This window comes from Parendozoicomonas callyspongiae, from assembly GCF_023502345.1.
GTDB lineage: Bacteria > Pseudomonadota > Gammaproteobacteria > Pseudomonadales > Endozoicomonadaceae > Sansalvadorimonas > Sansalvadorimonas callyspongiae.
Genome location: NZ_JAMFLX010000073.1, coordinates 1 through 1,730 on the forward strand (window position 1 = coordinate 1; position 1,730 = coordinate 1,730).

At 53.3% G+C, this 1,730-nt stretch carries 1 rRNA gene; it reads left to right on the forward strand.

Annotated features, from left to right (window positions below):
- Nucleotides 1-1,717, forward strand: a 23S ribosomal RNA gene (locus M3P05_RS20260); the annotation flags it as partial.
- Nucleotides 1,718-1,730 lie beyond the last annotated feature (13 nt).

Sequence of the window (1,730 nt, forward strand, 5' to 3'; positions counted from 1 at the left end):
GGTAGGGGAGCGTTGTGTAAGCCGTTGAAGGTGAGTTGAGAAGCTTGCTGGAGGTATCACAAGTGCGAATGCTGACATGAGTAACGATAAGGGGAGTGAGAGGCTCCCCCGCCGGAAGACCAAGGGTTTCTGCGCAACGCTAATCGGCGCAGAGTGAGTCGGCCCCTAAGGTGAGAGCGAAAGCTGTAATCGATGGGAAACAGGTTAATATTCCTGTACTTGTTGTGACTGCGATGGAGTGACGGAGAAGGCTAGGCCAGCAGGGCGATGGTTGTCCCTGTTTAAGGTGGTAGGCTGGTGACTTAGGTAAATCCGGGTTGCTAAGGCCGAGAGCTGATGACGATCTTTCGTTAGAAAGAGAAGTGGTTGATGCCAGGCTTCCAGGAAAACCTTCTAAGCGTCAGGTCACAACGAACCGTACCCCAAACCGACACAGGTGGTCAGGTAGAGAATACCAAGGCGCTTGAGAGAACTCGGGTGAAGGAACTAGGCAAAATGGTACCGTAACTTCGGGAGAAGGTACGCCGCTGACGGTGATCGGACTTGCTCCGTAAGCTGTTGGTGGTCGAAGTAACCAGGTGGCTGCGACTGTTTATTAAAAACATAGCACTGTGCCAACACGAAAGTGGACGTATACGGTGTGACGCCTGCCCGGTGCCGGAAGGTTAATTGATGGGGTTAGCTTCGGCGAAGCTCTTGATCGAAGCCCCGGTAAACGGCGGCCGTAACTATAACGGTCCTAAGGTAGCGAAATTCCTTGTCGGGTAAGTTCCGACCTGCACGAATGGCGTAACGATGGCCACGCTGTCTCCACCCGAGACTCAGTGAAATTGAAATCGCAGTGAAGATGCTGTGTATCCGCGGCTAGACGGAAAGACCCCGTGAACCTTTACTACAGCTTCACACTGGACCTTGATGTAATTTGTGTAGGATAGCTGGGAGGCTTTGAAGCGTGATCGCCAGATTGCGTGGAGCCAATCTTGAAATACCAGCCTGATTACATTGGGGTTCTAACTCCGCGCCATTATCTGGCGTGAGGACAGTGTGTGGTGGGTAGTTTGACTGGGGCGGTCTCCTCCCAAAGAGTAACGGAGGAGTACGAAGGTTGGCTAAGCACGGTCGGACATCGTGCGGTTAGTATAATGGTACAAGCCAGCTTGACTGCGAGAGCGACAACTCGAGCAGGTACGAAAGTAGGTCATAGTGATCCGGTGGTTCTGAATGGAAGGGCCATCGCTCAACGGATAAAAGGTACTCCGGGGATAACAGGCTGATACCGCCCAAGAGTTCACATCGACGGCGGTGTTTGGCACCTCGATGTCGGCTCATCACATCCTGGGGCTGAAGCCGGTCCCAAGGGTATGGCTGTTCGCCATTTAAAGTGGTACGCGAGCTGGGTTTAGAACGTCGTGAGACAGTTCGGTCCCTATCTGCCGTGGACGTTGGAAATTTGAGAAGAGCTGCTCCTAGTACGAGAGGACCGGAGTGGACGAACCACTGGTGTTCGGGTTGTGTCGCCAGACGCATTGCCCGGTAGCTAAGTTCGGACGGGATAACCGCTGAAAGCATCTAAGCGGGAAGCCCCCTTCAAGATGAGATTTCCCTGCTCCTTGAGAGCTGGAAGAGCCGTCCAAGACCAGGACGTTGATAGGCTGGGTGTGTAAGCGTTGTGAGGCGTTGAGCTAACCAGTACTAATGACTCGAGAGGCTTGACCATATAACGCCAAAGC